This window comes from Streptomyces sp. NPDC003077, assembly GCF_040611095.1.
In the GTDB taxonomy this organism is placed as follows: Bacteria; Actinomycetota; Actinomycetes; order Streptomycetales; family Streptomycetaceae; genus Streptomyces.
Genome location: NZ_JBEXNM010000017.1, coordinates 51950 through 71164 on the forward strand (window position 1 = coordinate 51950; position 19215 = coordinate 71164).

2 protein-coding genes are annotated in these 19215 nt (G+C 73.2%); both read right to left on the reverse strand.

The features are described 5' to 3' along the window. Window positions 1-10599, reverse strand: a complete 10599-nt coding sequence (locus ABZX96_RS14525; protein WP_355543339.1) for a type I polyketide synthase — start codon at window positions 10597-10599, stop codon at window positions 1-3. Window positions 10600-10641: 42 nt separating this feature from the next. After that, on the reverse strand, window positions 10642-19203 hold the full coding sequence (locus tag ABZX96_RS14530; protein ID WP_355543342.1) for a type I polyketide synthase: 8562 nt from the start codon (window positions 19201-19203) through the stop codon (window positions 10642-10644). Window positions 19204-19215 lie beyond the last annotated feature (12 nt).

A 19215-nucleotide genomic window follows, 5' to 3' on the forward strand; every position in this document is an offset into this window, starting at 1 on the left:
TCAGTCCTTTCGGCTGGTGTCGACCAGGCGGAACAGTTCCTCGTCGGTGGCGGAGTCCAGGTCCGCCTCGGGCTCGTTGGATGAGGCCGGCGCGTGGTCGCGCCAGCGGTCAAGCAGTTGTTCGAGGCGCACCGCGATCTGCGACCGGCCCTCGTCCTCAAGGTCGAGGTCGGCCAGGAAGAGGTCGAGCTCGTCGAGCTTCGCCCGCGCCGCCGCCTGGGGCTTCGGGACGAGCCGGTCGAGCAGGAACGCGGCGAGCGCGTGGGGGGTGGGGTGGTCGAAGACGACCGTCGCGGGCAGCGGTTCGCCGGCGGACGCGGCGAGGCGGTTGCGCAGTTCGACGGCGGTCAGCGAATCGAAACCGAGGTCCTGGAACGGCTGGTCCTGCCCGATCGCCGCCGGATCGTCGTGCCGGAGCACCTGGGCGACCTGTTCGCGGACGTGGCGGAGCAGGAAGGACCGGCGCTCGGGCTCGGTGAGCGGGCGCAGCCGCTCGGCCAGGGAGACCTGGGCCTCGGGGGCCGCGCTCTCGCGGCGTCGCGGCGTTCGTACGAGGTCCCGCAGGACGGGGGGCACCTCGCCGCGCGCAGTCCGGAGCACCGGGGTCGCGGCGACGGCCGGCCGGCCCGCCGCGACGGCGGCGTCCAGCAGCGCGGTACCCGCGTCGGTGCTGAGGGGGGCGAATCCGTTACGGGTCAGCCGGTCCCGGTCCGCCTCGGTGAGGTGCCCCGTCATGCCGCTCGCGTCGGCCCACAGTCCCCAGGCGATGGAGACGGCGGGCAGGCCCTTCGCCCGCCGATGCTGGGCAAGGGCGTCCAGGAAGGAGTTGGCCGCCGCGTAATTGGACTGACCCGGAGTACCCAGAACACCCGCAGCGGACGAGTACAGCACGAACGCCGACAGATCCAGGTCCTTGGTCAGCTCGTGCAGGTTCCAGGCCCCGTCCACCTTCGGACGCAGCACGGATTCCAGCCGCTCCCGGGTCATGGACGCGACCAGACCGTCGTCCAGGACACCGGCGGTGTGCACTACCGCGGTCAACGGATGCTCCGCCGGAATGCCCGCCAGCACCGCGGCCAGCGCGTCCCGGTCAGCCGCGTCACACGCCGCCACCGTCACCTGCGCGCCCGCCTCCGCCAGTTCCGCCACCAGCTCCGCCGCACCCGCGGACTCGGCACCGCGCCTGCTCGTCAGCAGCAGATGCCGCACCCCGTGTCGAGACACCAGGTGCCGGGCCGCCACCGCACCGAGCGCACCCGTACCACCCGTGATCAACACCGTCCCCTCGCTGTCCCACGGCACCGGCTCACCGGGAACGGGAAGCCGCGTGAGGCGGGGGCGCAGCAGGCGCCCGGCGCGCAGTGCGAGCTGCGGCTCGTCGGCGGACAGCACCGACGCCAGGTCCGGACCGGCACCCGGTTCCGTGTCGAGGAGGACGATGCGGCCGGGGTGTTCCGACTGGGCCGAGCGCACCAGGCCCCAGACGGCCGCGGCGACCGGATCCGGCGACTCCCCTTCGTCCGTGGCCACCGCTCCGGTGGACCGCACGACCAGTCGCGTCCTCTCCAGATGCGGTGCGGCGAGCCAGCGCCGTACGAGGTCGGCGACCCGGCCGACGGCGGCGCGCACCGCGTCCGGCATGTCCGTCGGCGCGTCGGACGCGCTCGGCTCCACGTCCACGACGACCGCGCCGTGCAGCGGCTCGTCCCCGATCAGTGCTTCCTCCACCGGTGTCACCGCGATCGCTGCGGGCGCGGCGGACGGGGAGACCGGCGTCCACGCCAGTTCCAGCAGCGACCCCTCGGTCCGGAGCCCCGGCGCCGCGAGCTGTTCGACGGCGACGGGACGCGCCGTCACGGACTCGATGGCCAGGACCGGGTTCCCCGCCATGTCGCCGGCGAGCAGCGACACCGCCCCGTCGCCCGCCGGGGCAAGCCGCACCCGAAGGCGGGTGACTTCGTCCGCTGCCGCTGCCAGGTGGACCCCGTTCCATACGAAGGGGAGCTGGACTCCGTTGTCGGCGAGCGTGGCGTGGGCGTGGGGGTGGAGGGCGGCGTCCAGCAGTGCCGGATGGAGGCCGAAGCCGTCGGCACCCGCCTCCGCGTCCGCGTCCTGGGGCAGGACGATCTCGGCGAAGATCTCATCGCCCTTGCGCCAGACCGACTGCACCGCTTGGAAGACCGGTCCGTAGGCCAGGCCCGCCTCCGCCAAGGTGGTGTAGAGCTGGCCGGGGTCTTGGGCGGTGGCGTCGGCGGGCGGCCACTGCGCCAGGGAAACCGTGGGAGTCGGGGGCTCGGTGTCCAGGACGCCGGCGGCATGCCGTATCCACGCACTGTCCGGCTCATCGGGCCGAGCATGCACGCTCACCGACCGCACGCCCTGGTCGTCGGTGCCTACCTGCACCTGCAACAGGACCGTTTCTTGCTCGGCCAAGACCATGGGGCGTTCGATGACCAGCTCCCGGATCGAGGACGCCCCAGCGCGACCGGCCGCGTGCAAGGCCAGTTCCACCAGCACCGCGCCCGGCACCACCACCGACCCCAGCACCTCATGATCCGCCAGCCACGGCTGCCCCGTCAGCGACAACTGCCCCGACAGCACCAGACTCCCGCTGTCCGCGACCTCGACCACCGACCCCAAGAGCGGGTGCCCCACCCCGCCCAAGACGCCAACGTTTGAGGGTGCGCTCAACCAATAGCGCTGGCGCTGGAAGGGGTAAGTAGGCAGATCCACGAAGGTGGCGTCGCCTCCGTAGATCGCCTTCCAGTCCACTACGGGCACCACATCGGCGGCATGCAGCGCGCCCAGCGCCGCCATCACCGACTGAGTCTCACTTTGTCCGGGGCGCAAGGCGGGGACCACTATCTGCTGCCCATGGCCGCGCTGCTCCGTGATCTCCTGCACCGGCCCGACGAGCACCCCGCCGGGGCCCAGCTCCAGGAAACCGCCCAAGCCCAGGTCGCCCAGCTGCGCCACCGCGTCGTGGAAACGGACGGTCTCGCGGACATGTCGCACCCAATACGCCGGGTCTGTGACCACTCCCGGCCCCACCGGCTGCCCAGTCACCGTGGAGACCATCGGCAGCGTCGGCTCGGCGAACGAGAGCCCGTCCACCACCGCCGCGAACTCCGCCAACATCGGCTCCATAAGCGGGGAATGGAAAGCGTGACTGACCCGCAGCCATTTCACCCGCCGGCCACGCTGCTCACAGGCCGCCACGACCTGCTCCACCGCCGACCGCTCACCGGAGACCACCACCGACGTGGCCCCGTTGACGGCAGCCAGGCCCACCGCGCCAACCGTGCCCTCCAGCACCTCGGCCAGCTCGTCGGGAGACGCCTCCACGGCGGCCATCACGCCACCAGACGGCAGCGCCTGCATCAAACGACCCCGCGCCGCCACCAGCCGGGCGGCGTCCGACAGGGAGAACACCCCGGCCACAAACGCCGCAGCGATCTCCCCCACCGAATGGCCCACCAGCCACGCCGGCCGCACGCCCCAGGACTCGAACAACTGGAACAGACCCACCTCGATGGCGAACAACGCCGCCTGCGCATACACCGTCTGATGCAACGGACTCGCGACCGCGTCGTCGTTGGCATCGAGGAGCACGTCCCGCAGTGGACGATTCACATGACCAGCGAGTTCCGCATCGACTGCGGCCAGCACCTCGTCCACGGCCGTAGCGAACACCGGATAGGCCTCGTACAGCTCCTGGCCCATCCCCACCCGCTGACCACCCTGACCAGCGAAGACGAACCCCAGCCCACCACCGGACGCACCCATCACGGGTGCCCGGCCCAGGGCTATTTCCTCCAAAGTGGCCAGCAGCTCGTCTCGATCCTGACCGACCACCACAGCACGCCGCTCAAACCGCCCCCGCCCGGCCGCCAACGACCACCCGACGTCCCTCACGCTCACATCAGGCTCACGCCGCACCCACTCCGCCAGCCGAGCAGCCTGCTCCCGCACCACCCCGTCCGAACGACCCGACAACACCCACGGCACCACGGCAGAACCCTGCTCCGGCACGACCACCGGAGGACCGGACGCCGTTCCCTCCGCCGACGCCTCGTCCGGCGCCTCCTCCACGATCACATGCGCATTGGTCCCACTGATCCCGAACGACGACACCCCCGCCCGCCGCACCCGCCCCGTCTCCGGCCACGGACGGCTCTCCCGCACCAACTCCACCGCACCGCTGTCCCATTCGACGTGCGGGCTCGGCTCGTCCACATGCAACGACGCCGGCACCACGCCATGCCGCATCGCCTCCACCACCTTGATCACGCCGCCCACACCCGCAGCGGCCTGCGCATGACCGATGTTGGACTTCAGCGATCCCAGCAACACCGGACGATCATCCGAACGACCTTGCCCATACGTCGCAAGCACCGCCTGCGCCTCGATCGGATCGCCCAGCCGCGTGCCGGTGCCGTGCGCCTCCACCACGTCCACATCCGCCGCCGACAGCCCCGCACTGGCCAACGCACGACGGATCACCCGCTCCTGCGCAGGCCCGTTCGGCGCCGTCAAACCGTTCGACGCGCCGTCCTGATTCACCGCACTGCCACGAATCACCGCCAGCACCCGACGCCCCGCACGCCGCGCGTCCGACAACCGCTCCAGCAACAGCAGCCCCACACCTTCCGACAGGATGGTGCCGTCCGCCGAGGCGGCGAACGCCTTGCAGCGGCCGTCGGAGGACAGGCCGCGCTGGCGGCTGAACTCCTGCAGGGTCTCGGGGGTGGACATCACGGTGACGCCGCCCGCGAGGGCCATGTCGCACTCCCCCGCGCGCAGCGCCTGCGCGGCCATGTGCATGGCGACCAGCGAGGACGAGCACGCCGTGTCCAAGGTGACCGCCGGGCCCTCGAAACCGAAGGTGTAGGAGATCCGGCCGGAGACGACGCCGCCGGCGTTGCTGGTGCCGAGCACCTCCTCATAGCCGTCGGGGGTGCCGGTGAACCGGGCGCTGTAGTCGCGGTGCATGGAGCCCGCGAAGACGCCGGTGTTGCTGCCGCGCAGTGCGGCCGGGTCGATCCCGGCGCGCTCGACGGCCTCCCAGGCGGTCTCCAGGAGCAGGCGCTGCTGCGGGTCCGTCACGGTCGCCTCGCGCGGGGAGATGCCGAAGAACGCCGGGTCGAACTCCGCCGCGTCGTGGAGGAATCCGCCGCGCCTGATCGGGACGGCGTCGGGGGTCACGAGGTCGTCGCGCAGCTTGCCGAGGTCCCAGTCCCGGTCGTCCGGGAGGTCCGACAGGGCGTCCGTGCCCGATTCCAGCAGTTGCCACAGTTGTTCCGGCGTGCGGACGCCGCCGGGGAAGCGGCAGGCCATGCCGACGATCGCGATGGGTTCGCCGGTCGCGGCGACCGGGGCGGTCTCGGTGGCGGCCGGTTCGTCGATGCCGAGGACGGTCCCGATGAAGGCGGCCAGGGCGACCGGTGTGGGGTGGTCGAAGATGAGCGTGGCGGGCAGCCGGGCGCCGGTGGCCTTGGTCAGCCGGTTGCGCAGTTCGACGGCCGTGAGGGAGTCGAAGCCGAGGTCCCGGAACGCCTGCTCCGTCTGGACGGTCGACGGGTCGCTGTGGCCGAGCACGTGCGCGACCTGCTCGCAGACCAGCGCGAGGACGGCGGCGCGCTGTTCCGTCAGCGGCAGCGGACGCAGCCGTTCGGCGAAGGAGTCCGCGCCGGATTGCCCGGCCGCGGCCCGTCGGCGTGCGGTGCGCACGAGGCCGCGGAACAGGGCCGGTACGGGGTCGGCGGCGCGCAGCGCGTCCCGGTCCAGCGGTGTGATCGCGACGGCGGGGCGGCCGAGGGCGAGGGCGGCGTCGAAGGCCGCCATGCCCGCGTCGCCGGCGATGGGGGCGATGCCCATGCGGCTCAGGCGCCGGTGGTCGCGGTCGGAGAGCTGTCCGGTCATGGTGCTGGCGTCGGCCCACAGGCCCCAGGCGAGGGAGACGGCGGGCAGGCCGAGGTCGTTCCGGTGCCGGGCGAGGGCGTCCAGGAAGGAGTTGGCGGCGGCGTAGTTGGCCTGGCCGGGGCCGCCGATCAGGCCTGACAGGGACGAGTACAGGACGAAGGCCGCGAGGTCCAGGTCCTTGGTCAGCTCGTGCAGGTGCCAGGCGGCGTCGGCCTTCGGCCGCAGGGCCGCTTCGGTCTTGGCCTGTGTGAGGGAGGTGACGAGTCCGTCGTCCAGGACGCCGGCCGTGTGCACGATCGCGGTGAGGGGGTGCTCGGCGGGGATGCCCGCGAGCAAGGCCGCGAGGGCGTCGCGGTCGCCGACGTCGCAGGCGGCCACCGTCACACTCGCGCCCAGCTCCTCCAGCTCCCGGACCAGTTCGGGCGCGCCCGCCGCGCGGATGCCCCGGCGGCTGGTGAGCAGCAGGTGACGCACCCCGTGCGCCGCCACCAGGTGCCGGGCCGCGAGGGTGGCGAGCGTTCCGGTGCCGCCGGTGATCAGTACGGTGCCGTCCGGCCGCCACGGAGCGGGCGCGGGTTCGGCGCTGGGCGTCTGCCGCATGAGGCGCGGCGCCAGGACCTGGCCCGACCGGAGCGCGAGCTGCGGTTCGCCGCCCGCGAGGGCGCCGGGCACGAGGGTGGTCAGGTCGGGCTCCGTCTCGGCGGGGGCGTCGACGAGCACGATCCGGCCGGGGTGTTCCGACTGGGCCGAGCGCACCAGGCCCCAGACGGCCGCGGCGACCGGGTCGGCGTCCAGGTACCCGTGCGTGACCACGGCCAGGGTCGAATCGGCGCGGCGCTCGTCGGCCAGCCACCGCTGGAGGGGGTCGAGGACCTGGTGGAGCGCCGCGTGTGTGGTGGTGAGCGTCTCGCCCGGGGCGGCGGGGACGTCCAGGACGAGGACGCCGTCCACGGGCTCGTCGCCGGTCAGGGCCGCGTCCACCGGGGACACGGTGGCCGGTTGTTCGGTCGCGGGCAGGGCCGTCGGGGTCCACGACTCCTCGTACAGGGTGTCCTGGCCGGGGGCGCGGAGGGCGGCGAGCCGTTCGGCGGTGACGGGGCGGGTGGTCAGGGCCTCGACGGTGAGGACGGGTTGACCGGCGGGGTCGGTGGCGTACAGGCGCACCGTGTCCTCGCCGGTGGGGGTGAGCCGTACCCGCAGGGACGTGGCGCCGGTCGCGTGCAGCCGGACCCCGCTCCACGAGAACGGCAGGCGCACCGTCCCGTCCGTGAACGTCCCGTGCGCGTAGGTGTGCAGCGCGGCATCGGCCAGCGCGGGGTGGATGCCGAAGCCGGTTGACGTCTCCTCGGCGAGGACGACGTCCGCGTAGAGCTCGTCCCCGGCCCGCCACGCGGCGCGCACTCCCTGGAACCCGGGCCCGTAGGCCAGGCCGAGGCCGTCGAGCGCGTCGTACATCGCGTGGGCGTCGATCTCGGTCGCCCGCTCCGGCGGCCAGGCGAGGGTTTCGTCCGGGCCGGGTTCGTCGGCCGTACCGAGGGTTCCGGTCGCGTGGAGGGTCCACTCGGCGTCGTCGTGGTGGCTCCTGCTGTGGATGGTGACGGGGCGGCTGCCGTCGTTCTCGGGGCCGACGGAGACCTGGAGCTGGAGGGGTTGTTCCGGCGCGAGGACCAAGGGTGCCTCGATGACGAGTTCCTCCAGGACGGACGCTCCGACCGGGTCGCCGGCGTGGAGCGCGAGCTCGACGAGGGCCGCGCCCGGGACGAGGACGGTTCCGAAGACCTCGTGGTCGTTCAGCCAGGGTTCGGCTGTCAGGGAGACGCGGCCGGTGAACAGGACGGTGTCGCTGTCGGCCGCGTGGACGACCGCCCCGAGCCACGGGTGGTCGGTGACGGCGAGGCCGAATTGGGTGGGGTCGGCCGAGGCGGCCGGCTCCAGCCAGTAGCGGCGCCGCTGGAAGGCGTACGTGGGCAGGCCGACGCGCCGCGCCCCCGCGAACAGGGTGGGCCAGTCGGCGGTGACGCCGTGGGCGTACGACTCTCCGAGGGCGGTGAGGAACCGCTCGATCCCCCCGTGTCCGCGGCGCAGGGTGCCGAAGGCCGCCGCGTCGAGGGGGTGGTCGGCGAGGGTGTCCTGAATGCTGGAGACGAGGGCCGGGTGCGGGCTGACCTCGATGAACACATTGTGCCCGGCCTCCGCCAACGCACGGGTCGTGTCCTCGAACAACACCGTCTGCCGCAGATTCCGGAACCAATACCCCGCATCCAACCCGGCCGTGTCCAGCACGCCGCCCGTCACCGTCGAAAAGAACGGCACCGACGACGACCGCGCCACCACCGGCGCCAAATCCGCCAGCAACCGTTCCTCGACCGCCTCCACACCCTCACTGTGCGAGGCGTAATCCACCGGCAGCACACGATGCCGAATCCCCAGCCCTTCGCACTTCGCAGCCACCGCCGCCAACGCGTCCGGCTCCCCCGCCAGCACCACCGACGCCGGACCGTTCACCACCGCCACATCCACCCGGCCCGCCACACCCGCGACCAACTCCGCCGCACGCCCAGCCGACACCGCCACCGACATCATCCCGCCACGACCACTCAACACCTCCCCAATCACCCGACTACGCAACGCCACCACCCGCGCACCGTCCTCCAACGACAACGCACCCGCCACCACCGCCGCAGCGATCTCCCCCTGCGAATGACCCACCACCGCCGCAGGCAACACCCCACACGACACCCACAACCGCGCCAACGACACCATCACCGCGAACAACACCGGCTGCACCACATCCACACGCTCCAACAACCCCCCATCACCGAGCGCAGCCGACAACGACCACTCCACAAACGGCGCCAACGCCCGCCCACACTCCTCCAAAGAAGCCGCGAACACCGGCGAGGACCCGGCGAGTTCCACCGCCATCCCCACCCACTGCGAACCCTGACCCGGGAAGACGAAGACGGGACGCGGATCGGCCGTGAGGGCGCGGCCCACCTCGCGTTGCCCGTCCGCGACGGCCGCGAGACCGGTCAGCAGTTCCGCGCGCTCCCCCGCGACGGCGGCCCGCCATTCGAACGGGGTGCGTGCGGTGGCCAGCGAGAATCCGACGTCCGCCGGGCGGAGTCCGGGATGGTCGGTGACGTGCCGGAGGAGCCGTGCCGCCTGGTCCCGTACCGCCTGTTCGGAGCGGCCCGAGAGGACCCACAGCGCGGGGGCGTTCGGGTCCGCGCCATCGGACAGAGGCCGGTCCTCCGCTGCCGTCTGCACGTCCGCGTCCGTCTCCGCGTCCGCCGGGCCTTCGGGCGCCTGTTCCAGGATGACGTGCGCGTTGGTGCCGCTGATCCCGAACGACGAGACGGCGGCGCGCCGCGGCCGGTCCGCCGCGGGCCACGGCCGGGCCTCGGTGAGCAGTTCCACCGCCCCCTCGTCCCAGTCCACGTGGGGGGTGGGCCGGTCGACGTGGAGGGTGCGCGGCAGCGTGCCGTGGCGCATCGCCATGACCGACTTGATGATGCCGCCGACGCCCGCGGCGGCCTGCGTGTGACCGATGTTGGACTTCAGCGAACCCAGCCACAGCGGACGATCCGCCGGACGCCCCTGCCCATACGTCGCCAGCAGCGCCTGCGCCTCGATCGGATCACCCAACGGCGTCCCCGTACCGTGCGCCTCCACGACATCCACGTCCGCCGGCGTCAGACGGGCGTCGGCCAGCGCCTGCCGGATGACCCGCTGCTGCGACGGGCCGTTGGGGGCGCTGAGCTGACTGCTCGCGCCGTCCTGGTTGACCGCGCTGCCCCGGATCACCGCGAGCACCGGGTGGCCCAGGCGCTCGGCGTCGGAGAGGCGGGCCAGGGCCAGCATGCCCACGCCCTCGCTCCAGCTGGTGCCGTCGGCCCCGGCCGCGAACGCCTTGCACCGCCCGTCCGCGGCGAGCCCGCGCTGCCGGCTGAAGTCGACGAAGAACCCGGGGGTGGAGAGCACCGCGACGCCGCCCGCGAGCGCCAGGTCGCATTCCCGATTGCGCAGCGCCTGCGCGGCCAGGTGGACGCAGACGAGCGACGAGGAGCAGGCGGTGTCGACGGTCATCGCCGGGCCCTCGAAACCGAACGTGTACGAGATGCGCCCGGAGGCCACGCTGAGCTGGTTGCCCGTGACGAGGTAGCCGTCGACGGCGTCGAGCGACGGGTTGAGCAGGCTCGGCCCGTATTCCTGGGCCATGATGCCGACGAACACCCCCGTGTTGCTGCCGCGCAGCGGGCCCGGGCGGATGCCGGCGCTCTCCAGCACCTCCCACGCCGACTCCAGGAGCAGCCGCTGCTGGGGGTCCATCGCCTGCGCCTCGCGCGGGGAGATGCCGAAGAACTCCGCGTCGAACTCGTCCGCGTCGTGCACGAACCCGCTCTCGCGCACGTACGACGTCCCGGTCTTGGTGGGGTCGGGGTCGTAGAGGGTGTCGAGGTCCCAGCCGCGGTTGTCCGGGAACCCCGTCACCGCGTCGCGCCCGTCGTCCACCAGCCGCCACAGTTCCTCCGGCGAGCGCACGTCTCCGGGGTAGCGGCAGGCCATGCCGACGATGGCGATGGGCTCGTCCAGTTCGTGCAGCCGGGCACGGGCCTGCTTGAGCTGGACGGTGACCCGGTTGAGGTAGTCACGCAGCTTCTGGTCGTCCGCCACGGAAATCAATCTCCTTGCCAAGTGGTCGCCGGGTCCGACGGGTCAGGGGAGCTGGAGCTCCTGGTCGATGAGCGCGAAGAGTTCGTCGTTGGTCGCCGCGGTGATCTCCGCCTCGGCCCCGGAGTCGAGGCGCCGCAGCAGCTCGCCGAGGCGGCGGGCGACTTCGGCCCGCTCCTCGCCGGCGTCCGGGGACGACGCGAGCGTCGCCACGACGGCGTCGAAGCGCTCCAGCTCCGCCATGACCGAGGGAGTGTCCTCGCTCACGAGCCGGGTGCGGAGGTAACCGGCGACGGCGTCCGGGGTCGGGTAGTCGAAGACGAGCGTGGTGGGCAGCCGCAGGCCCGTGGCCGTGTTCAGCCGGGTGCGCAGTTCCACCGCGCTCAGGGAGTCGAACTCCCCTTCGAGGAAGCCGGTCCGCGCCGGTACCGCCTCGGGGCCGTCGTGGCCGAGCACGCCAGCGGCCGTCCGCCGGACCAGTTCCAGGAGCATGGCGTGCTGCTCCTCGGACGACCGGCCGGCCAGGTCCTGCTCCAGCGACCGGGCGGGCGCCGCGGCGGTGGCCGCCGGGCGCCGCTGCCCGCGGACCAGGCCCCGTACCACCGGGGAACCGGTGTCGGCGTCCCAGGCCTCGGTGTCGATACCGGCCGCCACCAGGACCGGGGTCCGCGCCGACGCCGTCAGGACGGTGTCGAACAGGGCGAGCCCCTGCGCGGTGGACATGGCGGCGAGCCCGCGTCGGCCCATCCGGGCCACATCGGCCCGGCTCATGGAGTCGGTCATCCCTCCCGCGTCCGCCCACAGGCCCCACGCGGCCGAGGTCGCGGGCATCCCTCGCGCGGCGCGGTGACCGGCCAGGGCGTCCAGGAACGCGTTGGCGGCGCCGTAGTTGGCCTGACCGGCGTTGCCCATCACGCCCACCGCCGAGGAGAACAGGACGAACGCGGCGAGATCGGCGTCGGCGGTGAGCCGGTGCAGGTGCCAGGCCGCGTCGGCCTTGGACCGCAGCACCGTCGCGTACGCCTCCTCGGAGAGCGAGGCGAAGCTGCCGTCGGCGAGCACTCCGGCGGCGTGGACGACCGCGGTCAAGGGGTGCTCGGCGGGCACGGAGGCCAGCAGCGCGGCCAGCTCGCCGGGGTCCGCGACATCGCAGGCCGCGATCCGGACGTGCGCGCCGAGTGCGGTCAGCTCGGCCGCCAGTTCCGCGGCTCCGGGCGCGTCCGGCCCGCGTCGCCCGGTCAGCAGCAGGTGCCGGACGCCGTGCCGGGTGACGAGCCGGCGGGCCACGAGCGCGCCGAGCGTTCCGGTACCGCCGGTGATCAGGACGGTCCCGGTCGGCGAGGGCGCGGCGCCCGGCTCAGCCTCGCGCGGCTTCAGGCGGACGAGGCGGGGGACGAGCACCGAGCCCGCCCTGACGGCCAGTTGCGGCTCGCCACCGGCCAGGGCGGCCGGGATCGCCGCGGGCGTGGTGCCGTGCTCGTCCACGTCGAGCAGGACGATGCGCCCGGGGTGCTCGGCCTGCACGGAGCGGACCAGGCCCCACAGCGGGGCACCGGCCAGGTCGGGCACGTCTCCCTCGCGGGCGGTGACGGCGCCGCTGGTGACGAGGACGAGGGTGGACGCGGCGTACCGGTCGTCGGCGAGCCAGGTGCGGAGGAGGTGGCTTACGTGGGTTATGGCGTGGTGTACGTGGGTGGGTAGACGGTCTTGGTCGGTTCGGGGCTGGCCTTGGGCGGTTCGGGGCTGGCCTTGGGCGGTTCCGGACCGGTGCTGATCGCCGCGGACGTCGAGCAGGACGATCTCGGGAACCTCGTCGCCGAGCCCGGCCAGGTCGGGGTACGTGGGCATCTCGGGCAGCCCGGCGCCGTCGCCGACGAGCGCCCACGAACCGACCCGCCCCGAAGTCCCCGCCGCCTCGCCCGGCACCCAGTCCAGGCGGTAAGGCAGCGCCCGGTCAGCGGCCTCCAGGTGGTCGAGCGGGACGGGGAGCAGCCGCAGCGACCGGACGGAGGCGACGGGCGCGCCCGTGGGATCGGCCGCCCGGATCGTCACACCGCCCGCTCCTTCGTCGTCCGGAGTGACGCGCACGCGCAACTCGCTCGCGGCCGTGGCGTGCAGCGTGACCCCGGACCACGCGAACGGCAGCCGCGTCGTCGGCTCGTCCTCACTCACGGCGAGGCCGACCACCGGGTGCAGCGCGGCGTCCAGGAGCACCGGGTGCAGCCCGAAGCCGTCCGGCGAACCCTCGGGCAGCGCGACCTCGGCCAGCAGATCGTCACCGAGCCGCCAGGCCGCCCGCAGGCCCCGGAACCCCGGGCCGTACCCGTAACCGCGCTCCCGAAGCGTCTGGTAGAGCGCGTCGACGTCCACGGGGACGGCACCTGGTGGCGGCCATGCCCCCTGCGGCTCGGCCGGCGGCACCGCGTCGGTGACGAGGACGCCTTCGGCATGACGGGTCCACTCCCCGCCCTCGGGCCGGGCGTGCACGGTCAGGGACCGGCCACCCCGCTCGTCGGCGGCACCGACGGCCACCTGGACCTGAACGTCGCCGTCCACGGGCAGGATCAGGGGCGCGGACAGGGTCAGGTCCTCGACCGTGCGGCATCCGACCACGTCAGCGGCTTGCAGGGCCAGTTCGACGAACGCCGTGCCCGGCAGCAGCACCCGGCCCAGCACCTCGTGATCGGCCAGCCACGGTTGCGCCCCCAGGGACAACCGGCCGGTCAGCACCGTGCCCTCCACCTCCGCGAGCTCCACGGCACCACGCAGGAACGGATGCCCGAGCGCGGCGAGCCCGAGAGCGGCGGCGTCGGCGGCGGGCTCGGGAGCGGTGAGCCAGTAGCGCTGGCGTTGGAAGGGGTAGGTGGGGAGGTCCACGAAGGTGGCGTGGTCTCCGTAGATCGTCTTCCAGTCGATCGTGGGGGTTACGTCGGCGGCGTGGAGGGCGCCCAGCGCCGCCATCACCGAGTGGGGCTCGCTCTGCCCGGGGCGCAGGGCGGGGACCACTACCTGTCCCCCGTTGCCGTGCTGCTCCACGGTCTCCTGCACCGGTCCGACGAGCACCCCGCCCGGGCCCAGCTCCAGGAAACCGCCCAGGCCCAGGTCGCCCAGGTGCGCCACCGCGTCGTGGAAGCGGACCGTCTCGCGGACGTGCCGCACCCAATACGCCGGATCCGTCAGCAGCCCCTCACTCACCGGCTCCCCGGTCACCGTGGAGACCATCGGCAGCACCGGCTCGGCGAACGAGAGCCCGTCCACCACCGCCGCGAACTCCGCCAACATCGGCTCCATAAGCGGAGAGTGGAAAGCATGGCTGACCCGCAGCCGCTTCACCCGCCGGCCACGCTGCTCACAGGCCGCCACGACCTGCTCCACCGCCGACCGCTCACCGGAAACCACCACGGAGGTGGCCCCGTTGACGGCGGCCAGGCCCACCGCGCCAACCGTGCCCTCCAGCACCTCGGCCAGTTCGTCAGGAGATGCCTCCACGGCGGCCATCACGCCACCAGACGGCAGCGCCTGCATCAAACGACCCCGCGCCGCCACCAGCCGGGCAGCATCCGACAGGGAGAACACCCCCGCTACGAAGGCCGCAGCGATCTCTCCCACGGAATGCCCCACCAGCCACGCCGGCCGAACGCCCCAAGACTCGAACAGGCGGAACAGACCCACCTCAATGGCGAACAACGCCGCCTGCGCATACACCGTCTGATCCAACAAACCGGCATCACTGCTCGCGTCAGGGTCAGGGAAGAGCACATCCCGCAACGGACGATCCACATGACCGGCCAGCTCCGCGTCCACCGCGTCCAGCACCTCGTCCAGTGCTGTAGCGAACACCGGATAGGCCCCATACAACTCCCGGCCCATCCCCACCCGCTGACCACCCTGACCAGCGAAAACGAACCCCAGCCCACCACCGGACGCACCCACCACCGGCACCCGGCCAGACGCCACCTCCTCCAGAGCCGCCAGCAGCTCCTCGCGATCGGCACCGACCACCACAGCACGCCGCTCAAACCGGCCACGCCCGGTCGCCAACGACCACCCGACGTCCCCCACACCCACATCAGGCTCCCGCCGCACCCACTCCCCCAGCCGAACAGCCTGCTCCCGCACCACCTCCTCCGAACGCCCCGACAACACCCACGGCACCACAGACCCCGCCAACGGCGCCCGCTCCGACTCCTCCTCCGGCACCTCCTCCACAATCAGGTGCGCATTCGTCCCACTGATCCCGAACGACGACACCCCCGCCCGCCGCACCCGCCCCGTCTCCGGCCACGGCACCGTCTCCCCAGGTACGGCGACCGTGCCCGCCGACCAGTCGACATGGCTCGACGGCTCGTCCAGATGGAGGGTGGCGGGCAGCAGGCCGTGCCGGATCGCCTGGACCATCTTGATCACGCCGCTGACGCCCGCAGCGGCCTGCGTGTGACCGATGTTGGATTTCAGCGATCCGACAAGCAGGGGCCGTTCCTCCGGCCGTTGGCCGTAGGCGGCGATCAGCGCCTGCGCCTCGATGGGGTCCCCCAGCCGCGTACCGGTCCCGTGCGCCTCCACCACATCGACCTCGTCCGGAGACAGACCGGCATCGGCGAGCGCCGCCCTGATGACCCGCTCCTGCGCGGGCCCGTTCGGCGCCGTCAGGCCGTTCGACGCGCCGTCCTGATTCACCGCACTGCCACGAATCACCGCCAGCACCCGACGCCCCGCACGCCGCGCATCCGACAACCGCTCCAGCAACAACAGCCCCACACCCTCCGACCACGCGGTGCCGTCGGCGGTGTCGGAGAAGGGCTTGCAGCGGCCGTCGGGGGCGAGGCCGCGCTGGCGGCTGAACTCGGTGAACATCCCGGGGGTGGACATGACGGTGGCGCCGCCGGCGACGGCGAGGTCGCACTCGCCCCGGCGCAGCGCCCGCACCGACAGGTGCAGGGAGACCAAGGAGGAGGAGCAGGCCGTGTCGACGGTGATCGCCGGGCCTTGGAGGCCGAGCGCGTAGGACAGCCGCCCGGAGGCCACGCTCGTGGTGGTCCCGGTCAGGGCGTGCCCCGTGTGCTCCTCGGGGGTGTCCTGCAATCGGGGGCCGTACTCCTGGGGCATCAGGCCGACGAAGACCCCGGTGTTGCTGCCGCGCAGTGCGGCCGGGTCGATCCCGGCCCGTTCCACCACCTCCCAGGCCGTCTCCAGGAGCAGCCGCTGCTGCGGGTCCATGACGGTCGCCTCGCGCGGGCTGAGGCCGAAGAACGCGCCGTCGAACCGGTCGGCGTCGTGGAGGAAACCGCCCTCGCGCGCGTAGGTCTTGCCGGGCTTTCCGGGTTCGGGGTCGTAGATGCCCTCGGTGTCCCAGCCGCGGTTCTCGGGGAACGGGGTGATGGCGTCCACGCCGTCGAGCGCGAGCTGCCAGAGCCGCTCGGGGGAATCGGCTCCGCCGGGCCAGCGTCCGCTCATCGCCACGATCGCGACGGGTTCGTCGTCGGTGGCCGGTCGTACGTGTTCGTCCGCGGCGTGTTCGACGGTCCCGTTCGCGAGCGCGGCGAGGTGCCGGGAGACGGCCGTGGGGGTGGGGTGGTCGAAGGTCAGGGTGGTGGGCAGCCGCAGCCCGGTCGCCTCGCCGAGCAGGTTGCGGAATTCGACGGCGCCCGCCGAGTCGAAGCCCAGCTCCTTGAACGACAGGTCGACGGGCACCGCTTCGGCGGTGGGGTGTCCCAGGACGATCGCCGCGGTTTCCCGGACTGCGGTGAGGAAGTCGTCGGCGGACCGTGCTTCGGACGGGACGGGGGACGCGGGTTCCGTCCCGCCGGGACCGTTGGAGGTGGCGGTGGGTTCCACGGTCTCGTCCGGCGTCGGCGCGTCCGGGACGTCGAGCCAGTGCCTGCCGCGCTGGAAGGCGTATGTGGGGAGGGGGACGCGGCGGGCGGAGTGGCCCGCGTAGACGGCGTGCCAGTCCACGCCGGGGGTGTCCGTGTCCGTGGCGTCGTTGACGTGGAGGCGCCCGAGGGCGTCGAGGAACGAGACGAGGCCGCCGTGGTCGCGCCGCAGGGTGCCCATGACGAGGGAGCGGGTGCCGGAGTCGTGGGACGCGTCGGTCTCGTCGAGGATCTGGCCGATGCCGACGCCGACCACGGGGTGGGCGCTGCACTCCAGGAAGGTCCGGTGGCCGTCGGCGGTCGCGGACCGGATGGCCCGCTCGAACTCCACGGTCTGGCGCAGGTTGCGGTACCAGTAGTCGCCGGTGAGTTCGACGGTGTCGAGGAGGCCGCCGGTCACGGACGAGTAGAAGGGCAGGTCGGCGCGCCGGGGACGGATGTCGCGGAGCGCCGTGAGCACCTCGTCCCGGATCTCCTCGACGTACGCGGAGTGGGAGGCGTAGTCGACGCGGATCATACGGGCGTCGACCCCGTTCGCGGTGAACGCGGCCACCAGCCGTTCCAGTTCGGGGGCGGGTCCGGAGACCACGGTCGAGGACGGGCCGTTCACCGCGGCGACGCTCACGTTGCCGGAGAGGCCGGTGAGGTCGGTGAGGTGTGCTCGGACTTCGGCGACGGGTCGTGGGACGGACGCCATGGCGCCGGCGCCGCCGAGTGCGGTGATGGCCCGGCTCCGCAGCGCCACCACGGCCGCGGCGTCGTCCAGCGTCAGGGCGCCCGCGACGTACGCGGCGGCGATCTCGCCCTGGGAGTGGCCGATCACCGCGTCGGGGTGGACGCCCATGGCGCGCCAGAGGTCCGCGAGCGCGACCATCACCGCGAACAGCGCGGGCTGGACCACGTCGACGCGGTCCAGGGACGCGCTGCCCGGCACCTGCCGCAGGACGTCGGTCAACGACCAGTCGACGTGCGGGGCGAGGGCCCGGGCGGACCGTTCGACGGACTCGGCGAACGCCGGCGACTCGGCGATGAGGTCGTGGGCCATCGCGGGCCATTGGCTGCCCTGGCCGGGGAAGACGAAGACGGTGCCGCCCGTGGTGGCGCGGCTCTCGCCGCGGACCAGGTGGGCGGCCTGCTTGCCTTCGCTCAGCGCGCGCAGGCCGGCGAGCAGGTCCTCGCGCGTGGTGCCGGTCAGGACGGCGCGGTGGGGGAAGGCGGTGCGGGAGGTGGCGAGGGAGAAGCCGACGTCGGCGAGGCCGAGTTCGGGGTGCGTGGTGAGGTGGGCGTGCAGCCGTGCGGCCTGGTCCCGCAGCGCCGCCGCCGATCGGGCCGAGAGGGGCCAGGCCACCGCGGGGGCGGCTGCGGCGGGCGCGGCGGCCGGAGCGGCGGTGCCGGGCACGGCTGCCGGGGCGGCGGTATCGGGCGCTGCGGTATCGGGCGTATCGGGCGCTGCGGCCGGGGCCGTTTCCGGTGCGGTGGCCAGGACCAGGTGGCAGTTGGTGCCGCCCAGCCCGAAGGACGAGACGCCCGCGACGACCCTGCCGTGCGGGGGCAGCGGCGTCAGGTCGCGCTGGACCTCGATGCCCAGCTCACGCAGGGGGATGTCCGGGTTCGGCGTGTCGTAGTTCAGGCTGGCGGGGAGGGCGCGGTGGCGCAGGGACAGGACGACCTTGAGCAGTCCGGCGATGCCCGCGGCCCCTTCGAGGTGACCGATGTTCGTCTTGACGGAGCCGACGCGCACCGGGCGCTCGGGGCCGAACACGGCGCCGAGCCCGGCGGCTTCGACGCGGTCGCCCAGTCGGGTGCCGGTGCCGTGCAGTTCGACGTAGGAGACCTCGGCGGGGTCGACGCCGCCGTTGCCGTACGCGGCGGTGAGGACGGCCGTGTGCGCGGCGCTGTTCGGCGCGGTCAGCGTGTCGCCGGCCCCGTCGCTGTTCACGGCGCCGCCGAGAACGCAGCCGTACACGGTGTCGCCGTCGGCGAGCGCGGCGGCCAGCGGTTTCAGGAGGAGCGCGACGCCGCCCTCGCCGCGGACGTATCCGTTGGCGCGGGCGTCGAAGGTGTGGCTGCGGCCGTCCGGGGAGAGCGCCCCGAGCCGTTCGGCCCGCAGGGTGCTGTCCGGCGCCAGGATGAGGTTGACGCCGCCGGCGAGGGCCAGGCCGGTCTCGCCCCGCCGCAGCGCCTCGCACGCCAGGTGGACGGCGACGAGCGAGGAGGACTGCCCGGTGTCGACGGTGAGGCTGGTGCCGTGAATGCCGAGGAAGTAGGAGAGCCGGTTGGCGAGCATGCCCCGGCCCACGCCGGTGAGGGTGTGCCGGGTGATGCTCCGGGTGCCGGCCCGGGTGCCGAGGAGGGCGTAGTCGTCCGCCATGGCGCCGACGAAGACGGCGGTGGCCGAGCCCCGCAGGTCCGCGGGCCGCACTCCCGCGTCCTCCAGCGCCTCCCAGCCCAGCTCCAGCATGAGCCGCTGCTGGGGGTCCATGGCCGCGGCCTCCTTCGGCGAGATGCCGAAGAACTCCGCGTCGAACCGGTCGACCTCGTCGAGGAGCCCCGCCCACCGGGCGGGGCCGAGGTGGTGGCGGCGCTGCTCGGGTACGTCGGTGACGGCGCTGCGCCCCGCGCGCAGCAGGTCCCACAGGGCATCGGGGCTGCCGGCGCCGGGCAGCCGGCAGGCGACTCCCACGATGGCGACGGCGCTGAGTCCGGCACCGGATCCGGTGGTGACAGTGCTCATCTGCTCCCCTGC

Coding starts and splice junctions, on each gene's coding strand:
- ABZX96_RS14530 (WP_355543342.1), bottom strand. CDS start 19,203: ATGAGCACTGTCACCACCGGATCCGGTGCCGGACTCAGCGCCGTCGCC.